This is a genomic window from Pedobacter kyungheensis (genome assembly GCF_000812965.1).
Lineage (GTDB): Bacteria > Bacteroidota > Bacteroidia > Sphingobacteriales > Sphingobacteriaceae > Pedobacter > Pedobacter kyungheensis.
In genome coordinates, this window is the sequence record NZ_JSYN01000052.1 from 1 (window position 1) to 26,148 (window position 26,148).

At 39.3% G+C, this 26,148-nt stretch carries 21 protein-coding genes; 7 read left to right on the forward strand and 14 right to left on the reverse strand.

The features are described from left to right. Positions 1 to 369 precede the first annotated feature (369 nt). Complete coding sequence (locus OC25_RS26145) at positions 370 to 990, reverse strand: L-threonylcarbamoyladenylate synthase (RefSeq protein WP_039483330.1); 621 nt, start codon at positions 988 to 990, stop codon at positions 370 to 372. A gap of 83 nt (positions 991 to 1,073) precedes the next feature. On the opposite strand from OC25_RS26145, the gene OC25_RS26150 reads away from it, so the two are divergent. Beyond that, a complete protein-coding gene (locus OC25_RS26150) occupies positions 1,074 to 2,726 on the forward strand; it encodes an FMN-binding glutamate synthase family protein (protein ID WP_039483332.1) in 1,653 nt (550 codons plus the stop codon). Positions 2,727 to 2,951: 225 nt separating this feature from the next. Here OC25_RS26150 and asnS read toward each other — a convergent pair whose 3' ends face one another. The 5 genes from asnS to OC25_RS26175 all read right to left on the reverse strand — a co-directional run bounded on the left by asnS (position 2,952) and on the right by OC25_RS26175 (position 9,250). Further along, positions 2,952 to 4,400 carry an asparagine--tRNA ligase gene (gene asnS / locus OC25_RS26155; RefSeq protein ID WP_039483378.1) on the reverse strand — a complete coding sequence of 483 codons (1,449 nt, stop codon included), beginning with the start codon at positions 4,398 to 4,400 and terminating at the stop codon, positions 2,952 to 2,954. Between the two features lie 124 nt (positions 4,401 to 4,524). Then, on the reverse strand, positions 4,525 to 5,511 hold the full coding sequence (locus OC25_RS26160) for a transglutaminase family protein (RefSeq protein WP_039483335.1): 987 nt from the start codon (positions 5,509 to 5,511) through the stop codon (positions 4,525 to 4,527). A 104-nt stretch (positions 5,512 to 5,615) separates the two neighbouring features. Next, positions 5,616 to 6,551 (reverse strand): alpha-E domain-containing protein, encoded by a 936-nt coding sequence (locus OC25_RS26165; protein WP_039483338.1) that lies wholly within the window; start codon positions 6,549 to 6,551, stop codon positions 5,616 to 5,618. A gap of 11 nt (positions 6,552 to 6,562) precedes the next feature. Continuing rightward, positions 6,563 to 8,011 (reverse strand): circularly permuted type 2 ATP-grasp protein, encoded by a 1,449-nt coding sequence (locus tag OC25_RS26170; protein WP_039483341.1) that lies wholly within the window; start codon positions 8,009 to 8,011, stop codon positions 6,563 to 6,565. Positions 8,012 to 8,722: 711 nt separating this feature from the next. Further along, the gene (locus OC25_RS26175) at positions 8,723 to 9,250 is read right to left on the reverse strand and encodes a ferritin (RefSeq protein ID WP_039483344.1); all 528 of its coding nucleotides are present in this window, start codon (positions 9,248 to 9,250) and stop codon (positions 8,723 to 8,725) included. 477 nt (positions 9,251 to 9,727) lie between these two features. Here OC25_RS26175 and OC25_RS26180 point away from each other — a divergent pair, with 477 nt between their 5' ends. Continuing rightward, positions 9,728 to 10,219 carry a TlpA family protein disulfide reductase gene (locus OC25_RS26180; RefSeq protein ID WP_039483347.1) on the forward strand — a complete coding sequence of 164 codons (492 nt, stop codon included), beginning with the start codon at positions 9,728 to 9,730 and terminating at the stop codon, positions 10,217 to 10,219. Between the two features lie 84 nt (positions 10,220 to 10,303). On the opposite strand, the gene OC25_RS26185 is transcribed toward OC25_RS26180, so the two are convergent. From OC25_RS26185 to lpdA, 4 genes are all read right to left on the reverse strand, one after another. Continuing rightward, positions 10,304 to 10,663, reverse strand: coding sequence for a hypothetical protein (locus tag OC25_RS26185; protein WP_039483350.1), 360 nt, complete (start codon positions 10,661 to 10,663; stop codon positions 10,304 to 10,306). A gap of 228 nt (positions 10,664 to 10,891) precedes the next feature. Beyond that, a complete protein-coding gene (locus tag OC25_RS26190; RefSeq protein ID WP_039483354.1) occupies positions 10,892 to 11,449 on the reverse strand; it encodes a GNAT family N-acetyltransferase in 558 nt (185 codons plus the stop codon). Next, entirely contained in the window at positions 11,449 to 12,288 is an 840-nt protein-coding gene (locus tag OC25_RS26195) for an MBL fold metallo-hydrolase (protein ID WP_039483357.1), read from the reverse strand. The genes OC25_RS26190 and OC25_RS26195 overlap by 1 nt, the downstream gene beginning before the upstream one ends. Positions 12,289 to 12,464: 176 nt before the next feature. Further along, on the reverse strand, positions 12,465 to 13,853 hold the full coding sequence (gene lpdA / locus OC25_RS26200; protein WP_039483361.1) for a dihydrolipoyl dehydrogenase: 1,389 nt from the start codon (positions 13,851 to 13,853) through the stop codon (positions 12,465 to 12,467). 685 nt (positions 13,854 to 14,538) lie between these two features. Between lpdA and OC25_RS26205 the strand changes: the two genes are divergently transcribed. Next, complete coding sequence (locus tag OC25_RS26205) at positions 14,539 to 17,790, forward strand: TonB-dependent receptor (RefSeq protein WP_039483380.1); 3,252 nt, start codon at positions 14,539 to 14,541, stop codon at positions 17,788 to 17,790. Between the two features lie 111 nt (positions 17,791 to 17,901). Beyond that, the gene (locus OC25_RS26210) at positions 17,902 to 18,219 is read left to right on the forward strand and encodes a hypothetical protein (protein WP_039483364.1); all 318 of its coding nucleotides are present in this window, start codon (positions 17,902 to 17,904) and stop codon (positions 18,217 to 18,219) included. Positions 18,220 to 18,227: 8 nt separating this feature from the next. Here OC25_RS26210 and OC25_RS26215 read toward each other — a convergent pair whose 3' ends face one another. Further along, positions 18,228 to 18,860 carry an acetyltransferase gene (locus OC25_RS26215; RefSeq protein ID WP_052266499.1) on the reverse strand — a complete coding sequence of 211 codons (633 nt, stop codon included), beginning with the start codon at positions 18,858 to 18,860 and terminating at the stop codon, positions 18,228 to 18,230. A gap of 259 nt (positions 18,861 to 19,119) precedes the next feature. On the opposite strand from OC25_RS26215, the gene OC25_RS26220 reads away from it, so the two are divergent. Continuing rightward, positions 19,120 to 19,401 (forward strand): hypothetical protein, encoded by a 282-nt coding sequence (locus tag OC25_RS26220; protein WP_039483368.1) that lies wholly within the window; start codon positions 19,120 to 19,122, stop codon positions 19,399 to 19,401. Positions 19,402 to 19,464: 63 nt separating this feature from the next. Here the strand turns inward: OC25_RS26220 and OC25_RS26225 are convergent, their stop codons facing one another. From OC25_RS26225 to OC25_RS26235, 3 genes are all read right to left on the reverse strand, one after another. Then, positions 19,465 to 19,860: a c-type cytochrome gene (locus tag OC25_RS26225; RefSeq protein ID WP_039483371.1), complete on the reverse strand. Its 396-nt coding sequence runs from the start codon at positions 19,858 to 19,860 to the stop codon at positions 19,465 to 19,467. Positions 19,861 to 20,212: 352 nt separating this feature from the next. Then, the gene (locus OC25_RS26230) at positions 20,213 to 21,394 is read right to left on the reverse strand and encodes an AIR synthase related protein (protein WP_039483385.1); all 1,182 of its coding nucleotides are present in this window, start codon (positions 21,392 to 21,394) and stop codon (positions 20,213 to 20,215) included. 723 nt (positions 21,395 to 22,117) lie between these two features. After that, a complete protein-coding gene (locus OC25_RS26235) occupies positions 22,118 to 24,292 on the reverse strand; it encodes a glutamine synthetase III family protein (RefSeq protein WP_039483374.1) in 2,175 nt (724 codons plus the stop codon). Positions 24,293 to 24,495: 203 nt separating this feature from the next. On the opposite strand from OC25_RS26235, the gene OC25_RS26240 reads away from it, so the two are divergent. Further along, on the forward strand, positions 24,496 to 25,344 hold the full coding sequence (locus tag OC25_RS26240; RefSeq protein WP_052266500.1) for an energy transducer TonB: 849 nt from the start codon (positions 24,496 to 24,498) through the stop codon (positions 25,342 to 25,344). 12 nt (positions 25,345 to 25,356) lie between these two features. Beyond that, positions 25,357 to 25,707 carry an FEKKY domain-containing protein gene (locus tag OC25_RS26245; protein ID WP_039483376.1) on the forward strand — a complete coding sequence of 117 codons (351 nt, stop codon included), beginning with the start codon at positions 25,357 to 25,359 and terminating at the stop codon, positions 25,705 to 25,707. The last annotated feature ends 441 nt before the right edge of the window (positions 25,708 to 26,148 follow it).

A 26,148-nucleotide genomic window follows, 5' to 3' on the forward strand; every position in this document is an offset into this window, starting at 1 on the left:
AAGGCTTGGATCTTTTCTTGTAAAAACCTACGAAAAGCTAAATGGCGGCAGTTTCTAGGCGCTTGCCCGCGCTTAGGCCAATACACGCGCTTGATCCTGCCTTGGGCAGTGGGGGTATGAAAGTTAGTGCAAAGCTTTTCGTGCTTTTTCCGGCGAAAATCTCCTATACCGGAGGGCAGGGTGCAGATAGCATGGTGCAGAGAAACCCCGCGCGTCATGCTGAACACTTGCCAAGCTGTGCGGAGTGGGGTGGTTCAGCATCTCTTTATAGCTCGTGTTGATTGCAGGGAGACCCTGAATCAAGTCCGATAGTTATCGGACCAAAGTGACGGAATAGGGGGATTGAAAGGCGCCGACAGGTGGCCAGGTTTACAAAAACTCCGCAATATCTCCTTTACCTTCCCTAATCACTTCGAACTCGCCCAGGGTGCAATCAATTACGGTAGAGGCTTCGTTATCGCCGTAACCGCCATCAATAACCAGATCGACCAGATCTTCGTATTTTTCGTGAATCAGTTCGGGGTCGGTTGAATATTCTATCACATCGTCATCATCTCTGATTGAGGTAGAAAGGATGGGGTTACCCAGTTCTTTAACAATGCAGCGGGCAATGTTGTTGTCGGGCACACGAATACCGACTGTTTTTTTATTCGAACTTAATAGTTTGGGTACATTGTTATTGGCGTTAAAAATAAAGGTAAACGGACCCGGAAGCGCTTTTTTAAGCACCCTGAAAGTGGTATTGTCAATCGGTTTAATGTAATCGGAAATGTGCTTTAAATCGTGGCAGATGAAAGAAAAATTGGCTTTCTCGGGTTTTATTCCACGGATACGGCAAATCTTTTCGATGGCCCTCTGGTTGGTAATATCGCAGCCCAAACCATAAATTGTATCGGTTGGATAAATGATGAGACCGCCTTTTTTCAGCACCTCTACAACCTGTTCAATGGCTTTTTCGTTGGGGTTTTCAGGATAAATCTTAATAAGCATAGCGTAAAAATAACAATTTAATGGTGTCAGTTGTTTAATAATCCTAATCTTTGTAACAACAAAACATTCGCTAATCTGATTTTATGAGAAAAGCTTTCGTCGCAATTGCCGCATTTTTAGTAGCCCTTACCATTATGCTGGGCCTTTATCAGCCATTTTTATGGTGGACATTTATTTTTACCGGTCCCTTTGTTATTCTGGGTATTTACGATTTGTACCAGCCCAAACACAGTATTGTACGTAACTACCCGGTTTTTGGTCGCTTACGCTATTTTATGGAAGAATTGCGACCGAAGGTTTACCAGTATTTTGTAGAGAGCGATACCAACGGAACACCTTATAACCGTTTAAACCGCTCGCTGATTTATCAACGTGCTAAAACCGATAACGATACCATTCCATTCGGAACACAGTTAAACGTGTATGAAAATGGTTACGAGTGGTTAAGTCATAGCATTGCTGCTATTTCGCACCACGAACTGAATTTAGATCCACGCGTGCTGGTTGGTGGTCCGGATTGTAAAAAGCCTTATTCGGCCAGTATCTACAACATTTCGGCCATGAGCTTTGGTTCCTTAAGTCAGAATGCTATCCTGGCTTTAAATGGCGGGGCCAAAATGGGCAATTTTGCACACAATACCGGCGAAGGTGGTATCAGCGATTACCACAAGCAGCCGGGAGGCGATTTAATCTGGCAAATTGGTACTGGGTATTTCGGCTGCCGTAATACGGATGGTACCTTTAATTATGATGCCTATGCGGAGCGTGCGCAGCATGATCAGGTAAAAATGGTCGAGATTAAACTGTCGCAAGGTGCTAAACCCGGGCATGGTGGTATGTTACCGGCTAAAAAGGTAACGCCAGAAGTGGCGCGCATCCGTTTGGTGCCCGAAGGTAAAGATGTATTGTCGCCACCGGCACACTCCGCTTTCAATACACCTATTGGTTTATTGGAGTTTGTTAAAAAACTGCGCGATTTGTCGGGTGGTAAACCAGTTGGATTTAAGTTGTGTATTGGTCGCAAAAGTGAGTTTTATGCCATTTGTAAAGCCATGGTAGAAACGAAGATTTACCCTGATTTTATTACTGTTGATGGGGGTGAAGGTGGTACCGGTGCAGCGCCGCAGGAATTCTCGAACTCTGTAGGGATGCCTTTGCGCGAAGGGGTAGCTTTTGTATACGATGTATTAAATGGTTTCGACCTGAAAAAACATATTAAAATTATTGCTTCGGGTAAAGTGGCTACCGGATTTGATCTGGTTAAAAATATAGCACTGGGTGCCGATATGTGCAATGCGGCCCGCGGAATGATGTTCGCGCTGGGTTGTATTCAGGCGCTGGAGTGTAACAGCAATACCTGTCCAACGGGTGTGGCTACACAAGATCCAAGTCTGATGAAAGGCTTGGTGGTAGAGGATAAGACCGTACGGGTTAAAAATTTCCATAACCTTACCGTGGCCAGTGCGGTAGAATTGTTGGGTGCAGCCGGTTTAAGGGAAACGCATCAGTTAAGTCGCGCCTATATTAACCGCAGGGTGAGCCCGAGTGTAATGCAGAGTTACCTCGAAACTTTCCCTTATATCCCAACAGGTAGTTTGTTGCAAACGCCTTATCCAACGCGTTACGAGCTGGGCATGGCCTTAAGTACTTCGCAAAGTTTTGCACCTACGGATTATAAGGTTTCGGCGGTTGATTATGCTCATGCCAATCCGTATGGGGATCATGTGAATGAATAACAAACACGAAAAACGCCAATTTTACAATTGGCTACCCGGGAGTCGCTCCGATGGAACGAATGGTAGCTTTAAAATTATACATATAATCTAATTAGGAAGGTGAGTGCATAAAAAAAAGAAGTCAAGTTTTTACACTGCCCCCAAAAAGTTAGACACTTTATGGGGGCAGTCCATTTTAAAACTTGACTTCTTTGATAATGATGATGTGTTTTTCCTAAACCCTTATTAGAATTCCGCATTTTTAGGGAACCTTGGGAAAGCGATTACATCGCGGATGTTGGTCATACCGGTTACGAACAATACCAAACGTTCAAAACCCAAACCGAAACCAGCGTGTGGTGCGGTACCAAAACGACGGGTATCTAAATACCACCACAATTCATCCTGCGGAATGTTTAAAGCTTCCATGCGTTGGGTTAAGCGATCTAAACGCTCTTCACGCTGCGATCCGCCAATCATTTCGCCAATACCCGGGAACAGGATATCCATGGCAGCAACAGTTTGTCTGCCTTCGGCATCCGGCTCGTTCTGACGCATGTAGAACGATTTAATATCAGCAGGGTAATCGGTTAAGATTACCGGTTTTTTAAAGTGTTTTTCTACCAGGTAACGTTCGTGCTCACTTTGTAAATCAGCTCCCCACTCGTCAATCAGGTATTTAAATTGTTTCTTCTGGTTAGGTTTAGAAGATTTTAAAATTCTGATGGCTTCTGTATAGGTTAAGCGCTCAAAATCGTTGGCTAAACAGAAATCCAGTTTTTCTAATAAACTTAATTCGCTGCGCTCGTTTTGTGGCTTTTGTTTATCTTCTTCGGCCAGGCGGTTGTTTAAAAATTCTAATTCCTCTTTGCAGTTATCTAAAGCATATTTAATTACATACTTCATCATGTCTTCTGCAAGCTGCATGTTATCTTCCAGGTCGGCAAAAGCAAACTCAGGTTCAATCATCCAGAATTCGGCCAGGTGGCGCGTAGTATTTGAGTTTTCGGCCCTGAATGTAGGTCCGAAAGTATAAATTTTACCAAAAGCCATGGCAGCCAGTTCACCTTCCAGCTGACCAGATACGGTTAGGTTGGTAGCGCGGGCAAAGAAATCCTGCGAGAAATCAACTTTACCTTCTTCGGTACGTGGCGGGTTGTCGAAATCTAAAGTAGTTACTTTAAACATCTCACCTGCACCTTCTGCATCACTCGCAGTAATTACCGGGGTGTGCATATACACAAAGCCACGTTCGTTATAAAACTGGTGGATGGCGAAAGCCAATGCATGACGCACTTTAAAAACGGCGTTAAAGGTATTGGTACGGAAACGCAGGTGCGCAATTTCGCGTAAAAACTCCAGACTGTGTTTTTTAGGTTGCAAAGGGAATTTCTCCGGATCGCTATCTCCTAAAATTTCTACACTTGTTGCTTTAATCTCAACGGTTTGGCCTTTACCTAACGATTCGATCAGTTTACCTGTTGCAGCGATTGCCGCGCCGGTGGTGATTCTTTTTAACAGCTCATCAGGTAAATTATTAAAATCGATCACAACCTGGATATTGCTCATGCAAGATCCGTCATTTAAGGCAATAAACTGATTATTACGGAAAGTTCTAACCCATCCCATAACCGTTACTTCTGTGTCAAATGCTGTCGACTTTAATAAATCTTTAATTTGCTGTCTCTTAATCATATTGTTATTTATAAAAGCCGCAAATTTAGGAAAAAAACTTATATCAGTTAACAGTTTGCAGTTTTTTGCATAAGCCTGGTTTAAATGATTAATTGCGAATGGCAAACTGTCAACTGAAAATTGCCTACTGTTGCTGTTGTTGCTGCATGGCTTCTATGTATTGCTGATAGCTGTTTTTTGCCCTTGAGGTAGTAATTGCCGGAGCAGGTTTACTGTAGTTCACTTCTTTGGGCTGAAAATAGGTTTCATTATCGTTAAAATCGTCGTCGTTGTAACCTACAGAAACATTTACTTCCATAATTTGCTCAAAACCGCCCTTGTAAACGCCTTTTACCGGAGAGCAATCGGCAAAATTCCGGCCTACAGCCAGGCGTACATGATTTTCGTTGGCAATACAGTTATTGGTAGGATCGAGGCCCAGCCAGCCGTATTCGGGCAGGTAGGCTTCTGCCCAGGCATGGGTTGCCCCTTCGCCACGCATGCCATCCCGGTTGGGGCAGATATAGCCGCTTACATACCTGGCCGGGATGCCTGTTAAGCGCAACATGGCTGTGAGTATATGTGCAAAATCCTGACAAACGCCTGCTTTTAGCTTCAAAATCTCATCTATGGTGGTGTCGACAGCTGTAACACCCTTAATGTATTCATAGTTGTTAAAAACATAGGCGCAGTATTTAATTGCGGTTTGGTAGGGGGTATCTTCATCGGTTTTAATACCCAAAGCTGTTTCTTTTAATTGAAGAATGCCCTCAAAACTCTCCTGTCTGAGGTAATCGATATAAGGTACTTCATACTTAAGCCTGCTCAGACTATTCCATTGGGCACCGCTAAATATATCGTCCTGCGGAAGTATTTTAGGGAAGGTTTCTACACATACTTTAGAGAAGATTTTAAGTTGGGTATGCGGTTCGTTCTGGGTAAATGTGCCTACCTCGTTACCATAGTAATCGATAAAAATCTCAATTTCAGGGCTTCCGGAGATATTGAGGTCGTGTTTAATTACTTTCTGGAGATCGTCTTTAATCGGGAAAAGGATAATCTGGTTGGCACTATCGCGCACCGGCGATTCGTATTTATAGTTGGTAATGTGTTTGATTTTGAAAATTGGCATATTGACTTTTGTTATTTAATATGATACCACAGATAAACACAGATTGGAAATTTGTAAAAATATCCGTGTTAATCTGCGTCTATCTGTGGTTAAAAATCAGTTGTTTATGAGTTTGCGAAATAATACTCGTTAAGCAGGTTTCCGATACCGTATAGTTCCGACCTGATCTCGGTAAGGTAACTGTGGAGTTCTGCTTCATTCATCTTATTAACCGAGCTATAGGTGATCATGCTTTTTAACCTCCCGATTTTAAATGACAGGTTATTGTAATGCTCAATATTGCTTTCGCTCTTTAAACGGTTAAAGTACCTTTCAATGTTGCCCATGGCATACAGTGCCGACCGTGGGAAATCGTTATTTAACATGGCCAGCTCGATGATATTTTTGGCATCAAAACCCTGCCGGTAGGTTTTTAAGTACAGTTCGTAGCCACCTATGGATAGCAAAAGGTGTTTCCAGTAGGAAATATCAGTCAGTAAATCCGGATTGCTGCTAATCGAACTGAATTTAATGTCGAGGATATCGATAGATTGGATACTTCGTTCGAGATGCTTGCCGATATTCATAAAACTTCTGCTTTCGCCACGTTCCATTACACTATCGGCTGTTCCGTTATACAGCATTACCTGTTTAATCAAAATGTCTAATGCGGTAATCGGATCGTCTTTTTGTACATACCACAGCAATTTTTCGTCTTTAACAGTATGGTAATATTCGTTCAGGCATTGCCATAAATCTTTAGGTATATGTTCCTGCACGCTCCTTGCATTTTCTCGGGCCAGGGTAACGATGTTCAGAATCGAATTCGGATTTTCGCGGTTTAGCAGGAGGTATTCTATCACTGCACGGCTATCGTGCTGGATATTTAATAGTTCCTTTTCATCATCGGATGAGAAAATCCTGATCACCGGTTTCCAGGTAAATTCCTGTATGGTATCCTGTGAAGAAGCGTAATTTATTTTTAACATGCGCAGCATCCCGTCGCTGCGCTCAACATATCTGCTTAACCAATATAAGCTTGATGCAACTCTACTTAACATAATGCTGTAATTTAAGAAGTTAAAACCCAGGTATCTTTACTGCCACCGCCCTGCGAACTGTTTACCACCAGCGAGCCTTCTTTTAAGGCTACCCTGGTTAAACCTCCGGGAACAATCGAAACGCCATCCGGACCATTGAGGGCGAAAGGACGTAAATCGATTCTGCGTGGCGCGAGTTTTCCGTTAATGAAACATGGTGCAGAAGACAGGCTGATGGTAGGTTGCGCGATAAAATTGCGCGGATCTTTCAGGATTTCGATTTTGTATGCTTCAGTTTCCTGTTCGCTGGCCGCATGGCCCATCAGCATACCGTAGCCACCGCTTCCGTTGGTTTTTTTGATAACCATGGTATTGATGTTGGCAAAAACATGCTCCAGTTCATCTCGGTTGCTCAATTGATAGGTCGGTACATTTTTTAGAATAGGCTCCTCGTTCAGGTAATACCTGATCATGTCGGGTACATAGGTGTAAACCGCTTTATCGTCGGCCACACCATTGCCCACGGCATTTACAATGGCTACATTGCCTTTGCGGTAGGCCCCCATTAATCCGGCAACCCCCAGTACGCTGTTGGGGTTAAATACCAGGGGATCGAGGTAGTCGTCGTCTACGCGGCGGTAAATCACATCAACCTGTTGCAGGCCTGTAGTGGTTTTCATAAATACCTTCTGGTCTTTTACCACCAGGTCTCTTCCTTCAACCAGTTCTACCCCCATCAGGCGGGCCAAAGTAGTGTGTTCATAGTAGGCCGAATTGTACATACCCGGACTTAATAATACAATTGTAGGGTTGGAAACTGCTCTTGGAGAGAGCGACATTAAGTTTTTGTACAGTAAGGCGGGGTATTCGGTTACACTCCTTACGCCACATTGTGGAATGAGATCAGGAAATAGCCTTTTGGTAATTTCGCGGTTCTCCAGCATGTAACTTACGCCCGAAGGGGTTCGGAGGTTGTCTTCGAGTACGTAAAACGTTCCGTCGTGGTCTCTTATCAGATCAATGCCTGCAATATGGATGTAAATATCGTGCGGTACATTAACATTGTGCATCTCCCTTAAAAAATGTGGACATGAATAAATCACATCTATAGGTACAATCTGATCTTTTATGATAAACTGATTGCTGTAAACATCTTTTAAGAAAAGATTCAGCGCTTTTAAACGTTGTTTTATGCCTTTTTCTATAAAAAGCCACTCGGTTGAGGTGATAATTCTCGGAATAATGTCGAAAGGAAAGATTTTTTCAATTCCTTCGCCACTATCGTACACGGTAAAGGTAATTCCTTGGCTCATGAAGAGCTTTTTGGCCAGTTCTTCTTTCTTGTTTAAGTTTTCTAATGATTCTTTAGAGAAATTGTTGATAAAGTTTGCGTAGTGATTTCGATAATTATCACCATTTAAAAACATTTCGTCATAAGTTTTGGGATGATTTAAGTAGTTTTTAATAAAATTATCTATCATTTCTTTTAATTATTTCCTTAAATTATGATATTTTGTGTAAAAATTAGTGTTTTTTATCATAAAAATAACTAAAAAATGTTTTTTATGCTAATTTATGATGTTTATTTATCTATAATTTAGTGTTTTATGTGTTTTTGTGTGAAATAATTTGAAAAAATATATAAAAAAGTTTGTAATTATTAATAAAGTGTCTATTTTTGTAATGCTCGTTAATTATTATTATATATTTGGTTTAAAAAGAGCGCTGGCAACGGCGCTTTTTTTATAAAAATTGAGACTTATTCATAAAATCAACATAAACTAAACAACCTAAACTAAGGAAGCTCCAATTAAATTGGGGCTTTTCTTTTTATTAGCGTCATCTCGGCCCGATAGTTATCTGGTGAAGTGTAACGGAATGCCTGTCTGTACAGACGGGGAGGGATCTATAAACAGAAATTCTTATTAGGTTTAGGTTCGCTGAGCACTCCGTGGTTCTCGACTCCGTCATCAATGACAGTCCAATAAAAGAATCGTCATTTCGACTGGAGCCAGCTGGTTTTTCACCGGGGGCGCAATGCCCGCCTGCATCGGGCAGGGAGAAATCTATCAAGACAGAGTTCTCGGCTACGTTGCACTCCGATCGAAATGACGATAACTTAGGAGTGAAAAACTCTTGCAAAAAAAAAGCTACCCGGTTAGGAGTAGCTTTAAACTATGTTTTGTTGTTGTTTATTCTTCAGAATAATTGATTTTGTTCACGTGTTTGTCGATTTCCCATCTTCCGGTACCTTCTTCGCCAATTACTTCGAACAATTCTAAAGCTCTGCGTGCTTTGTATTCTTCTTCACGTTGCTCTTTCAGGAACCAGTTTAAGAATTCCATAGTTACGAAATCTTGTTCCTTGTGGCATTTAGCTGCAATGTTTTTGAAGCTCTGGGTAATGGCAATTTCTGCTTCCAGTGCATCTTCGAAAACTTCCCTGAAGCTGGCAAATTCTGTTTTGATGCCGCTAACCTCCGGAGAGATTGCATTTCCGCCCATATCCAAAACATATTTGAATAATTTAAGCTGGTGTACCCTTTCTTCTTCAGATTGTTTTAAGAAATAATCTGCCGAATAGTCGTAGCCATTTTGATCGCACCAAGATGACATAGATAAATATAGTGATGAAGAGTGAGCCTCTTTTTTGATCTGCTGATTTAATAATGTTTCAATATCCTGTGATATTAAACATTGGATGCGCATTAAGTCTTTCATAATTCTGTGCTTTAATAACAATACAAATGTAGATTGAATTTGTTCGGCTTTATAATTTATTTACAATATGAAATTAGTCTAAATTGCTGATAATTAGTTATTTGTAATCAGTTTAAATAAGGCGGTTTAACTTGGTTTGTAAAATAAGTTATGTTTTGATCTGATAGAATTGATTGTATGCAACTTACGTAGAAATAAAAAGGAATAAAAGTTTGCTTGAACGGTGATATTTTTATTACTTTTAGCCAGGCGAACACTTAAAATTTCTCTTGGATCCCCCCAATGTTTAGTTCGCAAGTTGCAAAAAATCCCTGTGCAACGTTATAGCTATGTAAAAATATTAAGGGTATTTAAATGACTTGTATGAATAAAATAATAAGTTTTGCGATAGGAATATTTGCGGGAATTGTAGTCGTTGTATTATTAGCAATAATACTGTTTGTGATATTTGGAAAAGTAACATCATAATTTAATAGTATGAGTAAGAAATCATTTTGGTACGGTTTTTTAACCGGGATCGTAGTGGCAGGCTTAGGTCTGTTGTTTATTGTTGAAAAGTTTGTGATTCAGCCCGATGTTTCATTAAATGAAATGCAGGTTGAAGATTTGAAGGGCAAACAGCTGAAAATTACAGAAATGCTGGGGAAACCAATTGTTATAAATTACTGGGCCACCTGGTGTATACCCTGTAGAGAAGAGTTTCCTGATTTTGAAAAGGTGAAAAAGCAATTTGAAGGTAAAGTGGTGTTTTTAATGGTTTCTGATGAAAAAAACACTAAAATTCAGGATTTTAAAGATAAAAATCCATATTCTTTCACCTATTTAAAGGCGGTAAAAGGTTTTGAGGATATAAATAGCCGTCCGGTAACTTTTATTTACGATAAAAATGGGCAATTAATAGAGAAACACGTTGGTACAATGGATAAGGACGTTTTGTTAAAAATCCTAAATAAAGAAGTGGTTAAATAAATTAAAATCCTAAAGATTTATTATTGTAAATAGCGCAGAACGAAATGTTAGGACTTCGTATTAACTACTGAAAGCATTTTTATTTTAGACCACTAACCTGTAAAGACAGTCGCTGATCATGTGATTTAGCTTAAACATGGTGAAAGTACCTTGTAATAAATCTTTCAGTGCGATAATTTCTAAAGCATTTAACAGATAAATGTGTTCGCAGCCATTAAAGGTAACCAGTTCGAAATCGGCTTTGCGGGTATTTAAAAGGAGTGCTTCGATATCGATATCTTCTACTACCTTTTTTAGTTTTTGAAGAGATAAGCAGTTGAAACGGGCAAACTTGCCGCCAAAATCTACGTAAAAGCAATTTAACTTATCAGACTGATAAATAGAACCCTGAGCATTTGAGAATACGTTAACCAGTTGGTTGATATCGATACACGCTTTTTCCATTGGGTACAAAAATTGTGATTATTTAGATTAAATACAAATAAAAATGTAAATAAATTTTACAGCGCGTTAAGCGGGTTGCGTTGTAAGTAGGTAAGGAAGGAAGTAAGGAAGCGCGATCGTCATTGCGAGAAGGCTTTTTCAGCCGACGAAGCAATCTTACAACGATAACTACTAACGCATGTCTTCAGATTGCTTAATTCCTTACAACAACAAATCTTATAGAATTCGCTATTTAACTTTAAACACCATGTACTGATACAGTCCACCCATAAACTCCTTTTCATTTTGGATTATAAAACCCAGGTGCTGATAAAGCTTTAAGGCACGTTCGTTATGTTGTTCTACCAGTAAACCAATATGCTGATGACCTAATTGTTGCCCCCAGGTAATGCCAGCTTTGACCAGTTGCTTACCTATACCTTTGCCTTGTGCAGCAGGGTTTACGCTAATGCTGTCGAGATAAAATTCTCCGCCTTGCGTTTCAGCATCCGGGGCATTCCCAGCTGGGTTAGCTTCATTAATGATAGCTAAAAAAGGTATTCGGAGTTCAATTAGCTTTTCTCCATCATAAGCGGTTAACGAACCCAGAATTTTGTCTGCCTCTTCAAAAACCAATGTATTTTCGTAGCTGTACTGATTGGCTGGCTGCTTAAAGAGCTGCTCAAAAATATGCTTAACGGCGGCTTCGTTTTGGCTATGCGTTAGTTTATAAGCCAGGTCGCCCATGGCCTGGAGTAGCAAGGGCACAACTTGTGCTGCATCTTCTGGTTTGGCGGCTCTGATCATTAAATATCGCTTAAATTAAAGGTATCGGCCACTCTAATACCTTTTTCTGTGCGTTGCAAGGTACAGCATTCGTTAACCGGATCGTGCTCCAGGTAAAGGATGTAATTGTTTTCTACGGCTTCTGCTAAAAAGGCTTGCTTTTCGGTTAATGTTTTTAATGGGAACATATCGTATGCCATTACGTAGGGCAGGGGAAGGTGACCAACGGATGGTAAAAGATCGGCCATGTACACAATGGTGCGGCCTTTATAGTTAATTTTGGGCAACATCATCGCATCGGTATGGCCGTAAGCAAAACTGATGTTGATGTCTTTTTGCCAGGCGATGTTTTCCTGCTCGGCCACAAATTTAAGCTGACCGCTTTCCTGCAAGGGTAAAATATTCTCTTTTAAAAAGGATGCCTTTTCGCGTGCGTTGGGTTCTACTGCCCACTGCCAGTGCTTTTCATTACTCCAGTAGGTAGCGTTGCCAAAAGCTGGTTTCAATTGCTCTCCATCTCTCACTACAGCACCGCCTACATGGTCGAAATGCAAATGGGTTAAAAAAACATCGGTAATATCGCCTGTATTGAAGCCCAATTGTGCCAGCGATTTCTCCATGCTATCGTCGCCGTGCAGGTAATAATGGCTAAAGAATTTTTCATCCTGTTTATTGCCAATTCCGGTATCGACTAAAATCAATTGATTACCCTCTTCAATTAATAAACAACGCATGGCCCAGGTACACAGGTTATTGGCGTCGGCCGGATTTGTTTTTTGCCAGATTACCTTAGGCACCACGCCAAACATAGCGCCGCCATCGAGTTTAAAAAAGCCTGTGTTTATGGTGTGGAGTTTCATTTTTTTGTGTAAGGTTAGGTATCAAGTATTTAGTATCGGGTATCAAGTATCAAGTATCAAGCGTTGGGATTGGTTAAAAATAAGAAAACCCTTTAGGATTAACTAAAGGGTTTTTGCAATATTATTGGTTTTATGTGGTTTTAGGACCTTATGCCTTTCACCTTAAACCTTCTGCCTTATAAGTGAATCACTTCTCCGTATGCATCAGCGGCAGCTTCCATAATGGCTTCGCTCATGGTAGGGTGAGGGTGAACCGATTTAATCATTTCGTGTCCGGTAGTTTCTAATTTACGGGCCACTACAATTTCGGCAATCATTTCGGTAACATTAGCGCCAATCATGTGTGCACCTAATAATTCGCCGTATTTAGCATCGAAAATCAGTTTAATAAAACCATCTTTAGCACCTGCAGCACTTGCTTTACCTGAGGCTGAGAATGGGAATTTACCGATTTTTAATTCGTAACCTGCTGCCTTGGCTGCTTTTTCGGTATAACCTACTGAAGCAATTTCTGGTGTGCAATAAGTACATCCCGGAATGTTGTTGTAATCTAAAGGCTCTGCATGCTGACCAGCAATTTTTTCTACACAGATAATGCCTTCTGCAGAAGCTACGTGAGCCAAAGCTTGTCCGCCAACCACATCACCAATAGCATAGTAACCTTTTACTGAAGTGTTGTAGAACTCATCGGTAACGATTTTACCTTTTTCGGTTTTGATACCTACTTCTTCTAAACCAATGTTTTCGATGTTGGCAACAATACCTGCTGCAGAAAGTACGATATCGGCTTCGATGGTTTGCATGCCCGAAGCAGTTTTAACCGAAACTTTGCAACCTGCACCGCTGGTATCAACAGCTTCAACGCTTGCTGAAGTCATTACATCGATACCGGTTTTCTTTAAGCTGCGTAACAATTGTTTCGAAACGTCTTCGTCTTCAACCGGTACCACATTTTCCATAAACTCTACAATGGTTACTTTGGTGCCCATAGTAGCATAGAAATAAGCAAACTCAACGCCAATAGCACCCGAGCCTACTACCACCATACTTTTTGGTAACTCAGGAAGTACCATGGCCTGGCGGTAACCGATAATTTTTTTGCCATCTTGTTTCAGGTTAGGCAATTCTCTCGAACGTGCACCTGTAGCAATGATGATATTTTTAGCTGTAAGTTCTTTTTGCGAACCATCAGCACCTTTAACTTCTAATTTGTTGCCTGGTTTAACTTTACCAGTACCCATAATTACGTCAATTTTATTTTTCTTCATTAAAAATTGAACGCCTTTACTCATGCCATCGGCTACTCCGCGGCTGCGTTTTACCACAGCAGCAAAATCGGCCGTTGCACCAGCTGTTGTAATGCCATAATCGGCAGCGTGGTTAATATATTCGAAAACCTGAGCACTTTTTAAAAGCGCTTTAGTAGGGATACAACCCCAGTTTAAACAAATACCGCCTAATGATTCGCGCTCAACAATTGCAACTTTTAGTCCCAGTTGTGAAGCTCTGATCGCAGCTACGTAACCACCTGGGCCGCTGCCTAAAACAATAACGTCGTAATTCATCTGTTTTTTCTAGTTTATTTTTAATCTGTCAGATGGAGCCTGCCCTAATTATGACCGGTTGATCTATGTAAACAGATTTGTTTTTTTAATCGCCTTGTGTTTGCTGCAAGCTTTGGGTAAAGGAGTCTCTGTTGATACAGATTAATCTCGTGTTAATAGTTGCCTATGTTCACCTTACAAGAAGTTAAGGAAGCTAATCCCGTAACAATCGCTCAAAACTAAAAAAAAAATGTCAATTGGCTAGACCAATGTTGAGATAGCAGTTAAAATTTACAATGACTGCATATTACTGCTTTTGTTTTAAGATAGTGCTTTTAGGGTTTTCGTATTTGTAAAGAGGCAAATGGAGTGCTAAGCCTGATAGGGTTAATTGTCTAATTTTTAAGTGGATAATTAATGTGAAAAGTTGTTATTTAAAAAATATCAGCGTTGAAGCTTATTTTCTGCCTAAATAACAATCAATTATGGCTTTTATTGTTAAAAATTTAGTTAGCTAGTCAAACGATTGATAAAGTGAAAGTGACTGATAATCCAGTATTTGTTAAATGTTGAAAAAATATGACCAACTTAACTATAATTTAACATTGGATGTTAAAATGTGTTAAATTTTATTGGGTACATTTGCGGCATTAATTATCCTTTAGATTATTATTCAACAACAAAAAAACATTTAAAAAAAGAAAGTATGAAGAAATCTTTACTTTTAAGATTAGTACTGGTTATTGTTGCTTTTGTAGGTATCACTTTCGGTGCGGATGCACAGGTGACTACATCATCAATTTCAGGAACGGTCAAAGATGCCAAAGGCGCTCTGCCAGGTGCAAGTGTTAAAGCAACACACACACCAACAGGTACAGTTTATTCTGTATCTACCAATAATGATGGACGTTATGTAATTAATAACATGCGTGTAGGAGGTCCTTACACAATTGAGGTAAATTTCGTAGGGTATCATCCTTTCATCAGCAAAGATATTTATCTGAATTTAGGTGAAAGTAGCAAACTTGATCCTGTTTTAGTTGATAATTCTGTAATACTTACAGAAGTAAATATTACGGGAAGCAGAAGTTCTGTAATTGGTAGAAATAAGACCGGAACTTCAACTTCGGTTTCAAGAAACCAACTGGATATGTTACCTACTATTTCAAGAAACATTAACGATTTTGCCCGTTTAAGTCCTATTGCATTAGTTAGAAGTAGCAGCACTGATGGATCTCCGCTAGGAATTAGTTTTGGAGGACAAAGCACCCGTTATAACCAATTCACAATTGATGGAGCAAACTCAACAGATGTGTTCGGTCTTGCAAGTAATGGTACTAATGGTGGACAAGCAGGTATTAATCCTATTCCATTTGATGCAATAGAGCAAGTTCAGGTTTCATTATCTCCTTACGATGTTAGTCAGGCTGGTTTTACAGGTGGTAGTTTAAATGCTGTAACAAAAAGTGGAACCAACGAAGTGCATGGTACGGCTTTTGGTACTTACCAGAATCAAGATTTAGTTGGAAGAAGTTATACAACAAGAAATAAGTATACAGACTTTAAATCATTTCAATATGGTTTAAGTATGGGCGGTCCGATCATTAAAGATAAATTATTTTTCTTCGTTGCTTACGAAGGTTTAAATAGAGATCAGCCAATTGCAAATCAGCCAGGCGGACCTGACGGAACTTCAAGAATTAATGTTGCAACAGCGCAGACATTAAAAGATTTCGTAATGAATAAATACGGCTATGACGTAGGTAAAATTAACGGAATTAACCTAACCAGAAAATCTGATAATATATTTGGACGTATTGACTGGAACATTAATGACAAAAATAAATTAATGATCCGTGGAAATTATGTTCAAGGAAGTAACTACAGTATTTCGGATTCTCAAACTGCAATGTCGTTTTATAATAACGGATATGCTCAAAGTAACAAAACTACCTCTGTTGTAGCTGAGCTAAACTCGAAATTCTCAAACAGTGCTTCTAATTTACTGCGTTTAACTTATACCTCAATTAGAGATAAAAGAGATCCGGGCAGCCCATTCCCAAGTGTTAGTATTGCGGATCCAGTTGCAGGAACTTTTAGATTTGGAGCAGATTATAGCTCTCAGGCTAATAGCTTAAATCAGGATAATTTTACTTTAACTGATAACTTTAACCTTACTTTAGGAAGCCATGCTTTAACATTCGGTACAGATAACTTATTCTATAAAACCAAGAATATATTTTTACAAGGTGTTTATGGTGACTATAGTTTCACAAGTTTAGCTGGATTTATGGCTACTCCTCAAACTGGAATGACTCAATATCAGACTACTTATTCAACTGATAAGAGTGACCCATTTGCACCAGCTAAAATTGAAATGGCACAGTTTAGTTTATATGCTCAGGATGTTTGGAGTATTAGAGATAATTTCAGATTAACTTACGGTGTAAGAGCTGAGGTACCTGTATATTTAAATAATCCTGTTGATAATCCTGCATTTAATGCTTCACCAGTAGCGGTAGCTAACAATTTAGTGAATAGCAGAACTCCAAAATCTACTATTATTGTAACACCAAGATTAGGCTTTAACTGGGATGTGTTTAATAATTCTCAAACTCAAATCCGTGGTGGTGCAGGTATATTCTCAGGCCGTGTTCCTATGGTATGGGTATCGAACCAATATTCAAATACAGGTAGAGCGACTATTAAATATACAGCAAATTCGGCTGCTATTACTGCAAACGGTATTACATTTAATCCTTCTTCTCCTTACCAAGGTACACCAACAACTACACCTCCAACAGAGGTTGACTTAACTGATCCAAATTTCCAGGCACCAAGAGTGTTAAAAACCAATTTGGCAATTGATCAAAAATTACCATGGGGTTTAGTTGGTACTATTGAAGGTACTTATACAAAAACCATCAAAGATATCTTGTATCAGGATATGAACTTAAGCCCATCTACTTACACACTTGATATGGGTAACGGCGTAACCAGACCTTTTTATAATGCGAGTAAAATTGATAAGAACTATACTAACATCTTGTATTTAACCAATACTAACAAAGGCTATTCATATACTGTTTATGGTAAATTAGAAAAGCAATTTAGTAAAGGTTGGATGTCGAGCGTTTCTTATACTATCGGTCACTCATTTAACTTAAATGACGGTACTTCATCTACGGCATTATCTAACTACAGGTTTGCATATAACGTAAATGGCTTAAATAACCTGGATTTAGCTACCAATAACAACGATATGGGATCAAGAGTTTCATTCATGTTAGGTAAGAAATTTACCTATGGTAATGGAAAGTTTGCAACCAATCTTGGTTTATTTTATAACGGACAATCTGGACAGGCATTATCTTACGTAGTATTTGGTGACTTAAATGGTGATGATGGTTCTACGACTACTACTCCATCAAAATCATCAAGCAATAATGCCGATTTACTTTTTATCCCTGTAGACGCATCTAGCTTTATTACTCCTTTAACAAACATAAAGGATCCTATAACTGGTGTAACCGGTACTATGACTGGCGCAAGACAGTATGAATTGTTCCAGCAGTATGTAAACTCAGATCCTTACTTAAAAGAGAATATTGGTAAAAATACTAAACGTAACGGTACACGTTTACCTTGGGAAAACCACTTCGATTTTAAATTGGTTCAAGATATTAATATCTACAAAAAGAGCGTATTTAGCTTTACATTTGATATTTTCAATGTTGGTAACCTGATCAATAAGAAATGGGGACAAGGATACTTCTCTTCAAATCAAGTGATCTCACCACTAAATATTGTTGGTTATACAACCACCGGTAATGTGGTAAAACCTAACTATACTTTTAACCCTTCATTTGGTACAGACCAGTACACTGGCAGACCATTTGCTTATTCTGATTATTTATCTCGCTGGAGTATGCAAATCGGAGTTCGTGTTAGATATTAATAATATCCGAAATCATTTTAAAGCCCTGATCGATTCGATCGGGGCTTTTTTGTTTTAATTACAATGTAGCAGAATACAATAACAATACGTTTAATATAAAAAACTAAAACCATGAAAAAATTAATCTATTTATCGCTGTTTATTTTAAGTTTAACTGCCTGTAAAAAACTAACAGTTAAGGAGGAAAAAGAATTTGTTGAGATTAACGTTCCAAAATCTTCTTCAAACTCTTTATACAATGCAGGTATGTCTGTTACCCTCATGCCAGGTGATATTGCAGATATTTTGCCTGGAGGAGATGTTGTAGAAAGAGGAACTTATAAAATAAAGGGTAAAAAACTAACTGTTAAAGTAGGGAAGGAATATGAGTTTCGCATTATTTCGGAAACAGAAATCAGGTATGGTGAGCGGATTTTAGAGTTAAAATAAGTTTAGCACTATATACTCTTTTTCACCCTTGCCGGTACACCTGCCACCATTACATTTTCGGGTACATTTTGGGTAACCGATGCACCTGCAGCAATGTATGCACCTTTACCAAGGGTTAGTCCGGGTATAATGGTTGCACCTGCCCCTATAAACACGCCTTCCTGAACATGAACATTACCGGCAATGGTAACGCCAGGCGAGATGGTTACATAATCATCAATCACGCAATCGTGGCTAACGTTGCACAGCGTGTTGATGATACAATGATTGCCAATATGCACCTGTGCATTAATTACCCCTCCGGGCGCAATACAGTTGCCTGTGCCCATTTTTAGCGTCGGACTTAAGTAATTGTGCGGATGGATGATATTAATGAAACTGTAGCCGTTTTTTTCCAGTAATTCAATAATCGATTTCCGTTGGTAGATGCCAATGGCCCCAATGAGTGCAATTTTTGATGAGGGCGGATATTGTTTAATGAATTCCTGCAGCTGGATAACCGGTTTACGGATGCTGGACTGCAAATCGTGATGATCGACATTGATAACGTAGCCTGCTAAGTTATATTCCTGGTAACCGATTAAATATTCGCTCACTTCTGTAGCGTGTTTACCTGCACCCAAGACATATACGTCGATCATAAATTTATTCCAATTAGGTGTAATTTGTTAACGTTGAATATACGTTTATAGATGTGGGTTTAGACAATGTGTCGGTAAAAAGGTTTAATGTATCGATAAAGATAAAGTTGCTTCCGCCTTATTTTTGTTTTTGCGCTGAACATCATTTTATTCACGACAGTTGTTTCATTAATAAAAATAAAATGCAATAGATAAAACCATTTGCTGCCGAACAAGATTGTATTAATAATCTACCTATTTAAAACTAAAGGATAAAACAATGAGCAGTTCGAAACAAACGCATAACCATGCAACAATTAAAGCATGGGCAGAGGAGCACGGTGGTGTGCCGGCAATCGTTGCTGATACAGCCAAAAGTAACAATGGAGGAATATTACGGATACATTTTCCAAAGCACAGCGATCATTCATCCGATTTGAAAGAGATAGATTGGGGTACCTTTTTTAAAATTTTTGATGAAGAAAAACTTGATTTTTTATATCAGGAAAAGAAAGCAGACGGAGAAGAGAGTACCTTCCATAAATTTGTAGCCAGAGATTAAAAGCAAGAAGCCTGATCAAAAGATCAGGCTTCTTGCTTTTTGTAATTTTTTAACGTAAGCTTCTTACTTAGCCGGCTCTGTTTTACCGTTGTGACAGGTTACACAGGCAATTTGGGTAATGGTTTTGCCTTCTGCTAAAGCCTTGTGGAAATATTTTTTGTTGATCTTAGCCGTCATACGCATCATATCGCGTGCAATTTCCTTCTCCGGTTTTTCATCGCTGGCGAAATCCATTTTACGAGGGTTATCTTTCATCGGGGCATGGCAATGGCTGCAGCGTACGCCCAAAGCAAGCTTAAAATCATCCATTACTTTATCCAATTCTTCTTTGCTGATATTTTTAGGCAATACCTTTAAGTTTTTTGCTTTTGGCGCAGGTTCGGCTTTTGGCATAAAGGCACTCAGGCTTATGGTAAGGCAAGCCAGTAAGCCCATTACGATGGTCTTTTTATAGTTCATGTTTTGTTAATTGGTATAACTAAGATAATCGCTTTTTATGATACGAATATGACTTTTATAGATTGTAATGGATTTATTGCATTATTGACGGTTTAGCGATCGTCATTCCCTCGGAGGTGGGAATCTTAATGCTTTACTAGGCTTAGAGGCAATAATTTTTAAATGACTTCCCAACGCTTTAAGATCCCCATCCGATAGCTATCGGATCAAGTTGGGGATGACGGGATAAATCTATGGAAATGAAATCTTGCAAGCTGAGGATGGTTGATAAAACCAGGTGTGACGGAATTGAAATCAAAAAAAAGCCCCGAACGATGTGTTCAAGGCTATGGTTGATGGAATAATTTAAAGTTTAATTGTAAACAAATGTTCCTTTTTCGCTTGTTATAGTTACTTGTTTTTGATCGCCTTTTTCTACGTGGCCAATAATTTTGGCATCGATATTAAAGCTTTTAGAAATTTCGATAATGCTTGCAGCAATTTCCTGCGGTACATACAGCTCCATACGGTGCCCCATGTTAAACACTTTGTACATTTCTTTCCAATCGGTACCCGATTCTTCCTGGATTAGTTTAAACAACGGCGGAACCGGAAATAAATCGTTTTTAATGACATGGATATCGTCGTTAACGAAGTGTAATACCTTGGTTTGTGCGCCACCACTACAATGTACAATACCATTAATCTGGCCGCGGTGTTTCTCCAGAATTTGTTTAATTACCGGTGCATAGGTGCGGGTAGGAGAAAGCACCAGTTTACCTACAGTTATTTTGCCGTGACCTTCGATTTCGATTTCGTCGGTTAGTTTTTTACCACCCGAGAAAACCAGATCAAAAGGCACTGCCGGATCGAAACTTTCAGGGTAGGCATTGGCAACTGATTTATCAAACACATCATGACGGGCAGAAGTTAATCCGTTTGAGCCCATGCCACCATTATATTCAGTTTCATATGTAGCTTGTCCGGATGAAGCCAGCGCTACAATTACATCGCCGGGTTTAATGTTATCGTTACTGATGATCTCTTCGCGTTTTAAGCGGCAGGTAACGGTAGAATCGACGATAATGGTACGTACTAAATCGCCCACATCGGCCGTTTCGCCACCGGTTGAGTAAATGGTAATGCCTTGCTCACGCAAATCGGCCAGGATTTCTTCTGTACCGTTAATTACAGCCGCAATTACTTCGCCCGGAATCAGGTTTTTATTGCGGCCAATGGTTGATGATAGGAGGATGTTATCGGTAGCACCTACGCAGATCAGATCATCAATATTCATGATAATGGCATCTTGTGCAATACCTTTCCAAACCGAAATATCGCCGGTTTCTTTCCAGTACACATAAGCCAATGATGATTTGGTGCCTGCGCCATCGGCATGCATAATATTGCAATAGGTTTCATCGCCACCTAAAATATCGGGGATGATTTTGCAAAATGCTTTCGGGAAAATTCCTTTATCGATGTTTTTGATGGCATTGTGCACATCTTCTTTTGAGGCAGAAACGCCGCGTTGATTGTACCTGTTATCACTCATGTTGCGCAAAGATAGCTTTTTAAGGTAAAAGGTGGAAGGCACATCTAAGTTTTTTACCACAAAGGCACTGTAGACACAAAGGAGAGCAGTTTGCAATTTTCAGTTAGCAATTTCAGTTGGCAGTTGCAATTTAATGACCAAAATTCAATAACCATAGTGTCGTCATGCTGAATTTATTTCAGCATCTCTTTTTTACCACCTGAGACACCTGAGAACACCTAAGTTTTTTACGACAAAGACACAGAGGTACGAAGGAGGGCGGTTTGCAGTTTTCAGTTAGCAGTTTTCAGTTGCAATTTAATGACCAAAATTCAATAACCAATAATCAATAGGGCAAGATAAGGGATTATTAATCAGTTTTTGATTGGCAGTTTGCATTCCAATTTAGGCGTTTGTCATAAGAAATAGGATAAGTAGATTTCTCCGTTCCGCTGCGCTCCAGTCGAAATGACGATTGAGGCAGTTTGCATTACTAATGAACCAATGACCAATGAACCAATGACCAGTTTGCAGTTTTCAGTTTGCATTCCAATTTAGGTGTTTGTCATAAGAAATAGGATAAGTAGATTTCTCCGTTCCGCTACGCTCCAGTCGAAATGACGATTGAGGCAGTTTGCATTACTAATGAACTAATGACCAATGAACTACTGAACAAATAAACCAAAAGAAAAGGGCGTAAAGTTAAACCTTACGCCCTATACCTTAAACCTTACGGCTTAAAATCTATTTCATGAATAACAATTCTCTGAATTTTGGTAACGGCCAAACGCTGTCGTCAACAATTTGCTCTAATTTATCTGCGTGGTAGCGGATCGTATCGAAGTAAGATTTAACTTTCTCATCGTAAGCAATCGCTTTTTCGCGTGTATCTTCCAGTTTGTTGGTTACTTTACGTTCTTCCAGCATCGCATCGATATTGGTTTTAACGATATCTAAGTGCTCAGATACTTTTTTAACAATTTCTAGAGAAGATTTGCTGTCAATACCCAATTCTTTTAATCCTTTAACGTTTTCGATTAATGAATTTTGGTAAGCAATTACAGCAGGGATAATGGCAGTGTTCGCAACTTCGCCCATTACACGTGCTTCGATCTGTAATTTTTTGTAGAAGTTCTCTAACATGATTTCATGACGGGCATGAATTTCACGTGCACTGTAAATACCTGTTGTTGCAAATAACTCAGCAGATTTTTCAGTTAAGTAAGCATCTAAAGCTTTTGGTGTGGTTTTGATGTTTGATAAACCGCGTGCTGCAGCTTCATCTTCCCACTCCTGGCTGTAACCATTACCTTCGAAACGGATGGCTTTAGATTCTTTGATGTATTTTTTGATTACAGTTAATAAAGCGATGTCTTTTTTATCACCTTTCTTAATTAACTTATCAACTTCAGCTTTGAATTTAACCAATTGCTCAGCCATAATCGCGTTTAAGATCGTCATTGGAGCAGAAGAGTTTGCAGAAGAACCTACAGCTCTTAACTCAAATTTGTTACCTGTAAAGGCGAAAGGAGAAGTACGGTTACGGTCGGTGTTATCTAATAAAATCTGAGGGATTTTAGGGATACCTAACCAAAGTGCATTGTCTTCTTTAATTTTTTTGCTGATACGTGAGTGCTCGATCTCATCTAATACATCGTTCAATTGTGAACCTAAGAAGATAGAGATAATTGCAGGTGGCGCTTCGTTAGCACCTAAACGGTGATCGTTGCTTACCGATGCAATACTTGCACGTAATAAATCTGCATGCTCGCTAACAGCTTTAATGGTATTAACAAAGAAAGCAAGGAACATTAAGTTATTTTTTGGCGTTTTACCAGGAGCCAATAAGTTTTTACCGGTATCGGTAATTAACGACCAGTTGTTGTGCTTACCTGATCCGTTGATACCTGCGTATGGTTTTTCGTGTAATAAAACACGGAAGTGGTGACGACGGGCAACTTTTTCCATCAAATCCATCAACAATTGGTTGTGGTCGATAGCTAAGTTGATTTCTTCGTAAATTGGCGCACACTCAAATTGAGAAGGTGCAACCTCATTGTGACGGGTTTTTAAAGGAATACCTAATTTTAAAGCTTCGTTTTCGAAATCTACCATGTAAGTGAATACACGCTCAGGAATAGAACCGAAATAGTGATCTTCTAATTGCTGACCTTTAGCAGACATGTGTCCAAATAAGGCGCGACCAGTTAACAATAAATCCGGACGGGCGTTAAATAACGACTCATCAACAAGGAAATATTCTTGCTCGATACCTAAAGAAGCATTTACTTTAGTGATGCTTTTATCAAAATACTGGCAAACATCAACAGCAGCTTTATCTAATGCAGCTAATGCTTTTAATAAAGGTGCTTTATAATCTAAGGCTTCGCCAGTGTAAGAAACGAAAACAGTTGGAATACAAAGGGTTTTACCTGCTTTGCTTTCCATAATGAAGGCTGGAGATGAAGGATCCCATGCAGTATAACCACGCGCTTCGAAAGTATTACGGATACCACCGTTAGGGAAACTCGATGCATCTGGCTCTTGCTGAACTAAAGCACTACCTGCAAATTTTTCGATCGCACCTTCACCGCTAGGCTCAAAAAACGAATCGTGTTTCTCGGCTGTAGTACCGGTTAAAGGCTGGAACCAGTGTGTATAGTGGGTTGCACCAGCAGCCATAGCCCATGATTTCATGGCAGTAGCAATCTGGTTTGCGTCTTCTGCGTTAATTAACTCACCTTGGTTGATAGATGAAATTAATTTCTCATACACGTCTTTAGATAAGAAATCTCTCATTTTTTTCTTATCAAATACATTAGCGCCAAAAAAGTCAGAGATTTTTGCTGAAGGAGATTTAACTTCTGGTGAAATTCTGTTTTGAGCCTCTTTTAATGCGATGGTTCTTAAGCTTTTCATTAATTTGTTATGTTTTTTGTCAAAAATACTATATTTTATTAATTCTCGTAAAAAAATCGTGTTTTTTACATCAATTTTATTGAAAATGAAATAAAAAAATGTTTTTCAAGCGTGAAATTTCATTTTTTGTAAAGAAAACTGATTTTTTAAATGTTTTATGGAATCTATGATTTTGCTGCATCATGCTATAAAACTTTAAAACTATGTTCAACTCATCTATTAACGTATACAAAACCGAGTGGCTCGATCTTGTATTTGCAGACCGCAACAAAAATTATGGCGCATATGATTTAAGATCTAAATCATCGTCGATTGTGACCCGGGCACTTTTCATTGCCGGAGGCTTGTCTTTACTGCTGGCCTTTTCGCCATTAATTTATGCTAAAATCTTTCCGAAGGAAATTGTTGTAGAAACACCCCCAACGGTAGTGGTAGTGGATAATGTGATTCATCAAATGAAAAAGGAGGAACCTAAGCCAGAAAAGAAACCAGAACCTGCAAAGGCCGATCCGGTGAAAGTTAAAACCATAGCGCTCCCTTCTAAAATAGTTGTAGTAGATAAAGTTGATCTGCCTGAACCACCAAGTTTAAAAGAAATAGAAAAAGCGGTAATTAGTAACGTTACGCAGGATGGTGTTGAGAAACCCAATGCAGTACTTACTCCTGATGCCAAAGGTACAGGTGATGGAACCGGAACCGCTAAAGATGGTGCAGGAACCACTGATAATACTGAATACCTTCCTAGCGGCATAGATGAATATCCGGAGTTTACCGGCGGAGCCAAAGCATGGACTAAATATATGGAGCGTAATTTAAGGTATCCGTATCAGGCACAGGAAGATGGTATTCAGGGCAAGGTGTTTGTAAGTTTTGTGGTAGAGAAAGATGGTTCTGTTACAGATGTTAAAGTATTAAGGGGATTAGGTTTTGGTTGTGATGAAGAAGCGATGAAAGTAATTAAAAAATCACCACTTTGGAAACCTGGAAAAAATAAAGGTATACCAGTTCGCGTACGGTACAACATGGCCATTAATTTCCAGATGTCTAATTAAGATTTACAAGCCATGAAAAAGCACACCTTAATATTTGTTTTTCTAAGCCTGGTTATGACACAGCTAAATGCTAAAACCGTGCTGAGGGTTGATAGTATCCAAACAGCAAGCATTAAACAGGCCAATGCCGATATCAAAAAAGGTAAGCTTAAATTCCTCATTCAGGGAGGCATTGTGGCTACCCGTGTTAAAGGACAGGAAATATTTGAGCAAAAATACGGTATAGTGTATTATGATTTTGGGTGCGTAGGACCTTCAAATATCAGAATTGATGCTTATAATAAGGTAGTAGGTAATTTTATGGACCGCAAATATGGCAAGGCTTGGAGAAAAGAAGTGAGGAAGGATGTGAGGGGGATTTGAGGCTTGAGATGTGAGTATCAAGTATCAAGTATCGAGATTTGAGACGGAAGATGTGAGACTTGAGATATGAGATATGAGATGGAAGGAGGGGGAGGATAATTGATGGGCTGTACTTCCATCTTACATTTACCATTTTACACCTTATTATATTAACGCACTTGTTTTTGGAAAATGTAGGGTTGGGTAAATTGAAACGGTTTGGGCGGTGCTCAGGCCGTTTTTTATTTTCAGATCGTCACCCTGAACTTCCGCATGCAGATCGTCATTTCGAGGGTTAAATTATTGTATTAAAATCAATATGAATAACAGGGAGAGCCTAACGGCATTGATCTACTCGAAAAATCGTCATTGCGAGAAGGAACGACGAAGCAATCTTTCATGCCGGTAATTCTTTCTGTAAAGATTGCTTCGTCGGCTGAAAAAGCCTTCTCGCAATGACGA